Raw genomic sequence first — 968 nt, forward strand, 5'->3', positions numbered from 1 at the left:
CAGGCATACAATGGTTAGTTCGAAGCACCCATATCTCACCTTCCGTCGAGAAGGTATCAACTACATTTATTCCGGAGGTGAATTAAATGGGACACGCTTTCCATCACGTCACACACGCTATCCACAAGGTAGTGCATAAAGTAACTAAACCGATTACTCAGGTTGTTAAACCTGTAGTCCACGCTGTTACTCATCCAGTTCAAACCGTTACTCATCCTTTGCAAACTGCTCAGTCTATCGCTAAGGGCGCTACTCATCTTGTTACTACTCCACTGAAGAATGTTCCAGTTGTAGGTAAACCTGCTGCTGCTCTTATTCACGGTGCTGTAGTTAACGCTGAACACTTGACAGACCAGATTAAATCCCCTTCTGTTGCTGTCCATAATCTCGGAAATCTCGGCACCCGCATCTATCATAATGCTGGCCAGATTGGTGAAGATATTGGGCACGGTGTTCAACACGCGGTAGATACCGTAGGTCACGCTATTCACAGTGCTTTCCGTGCTCCTGAAGTTGGTGATGCAAGTGGTGGTGCTACTTACGGAACTAATGCTCCTGACACTGCCCCTGCTGCTGCTCCTAATATTGCTGTCCCTAAAACAGAAACTGGTGCAGAAGAACAATCAAGTTCTAAGAAGAAGAAAGCTCGTGCTGCTGGTAAGAAATCTCTAACCGTAGCTCGCTCTGCTGGCACAGGTGTTAACGTATAAAAGGGAGGTAGTTAATAGTGGCAACTCAACGCACAGGATTTGGTGCTGACGGTGCTAAGGCAATCTATGAACGTCTTAAATCTGACCGCAACCAATATACCACTCGTGCTGAGAATAATGCAGCCGTAACTATCCCTTCTCTGTTCCCTAAAGATGGCGACAATGCCTCTACTAACTACACAACTCCTTGGCAAGCTGTAGGCGCTCGTGGCGTTAATAACCTAACAGCCAAGCTAATGCTTGCCTTATTCCCACAAC

Annotated in this window: 2 protein-coding genes; both read left to right on the forward strand. The window is 46.5% G+C overall.

Annotated elements, in window-relative coordinates; translation table 11 throughout:
• The first annotated feature begins 86 nt into the window (after window positions 1-86).
• Window positions 87-710 (forward strand): hypothetical protein, encoded by a 624-nt coding sequence (locus N1032_RS23985; protein WP_259542961.1) that lies wholly within the window; start codon window positions 87-89, stop codon window positions 708-710.
• A gap of 17 nt (window positions 711-727) precedes the next feature.
• On the forward strand, window positions 728-968 hold a 241-nt coding region (locus N1032_RS23990; protein ID WP_259542963.1), incomplete at its 3' end, for a portal protein.

It is taken from the genome of Herbiconiux daphne (assembly GCF_024979295.1).
Taxonomy (GTDB): Bacteria; Actinomycetota; Actinomycetes; order Actinomycetales; family Microbacteriaceae; genus Herbiconiux; species Herbiconiux daphnes.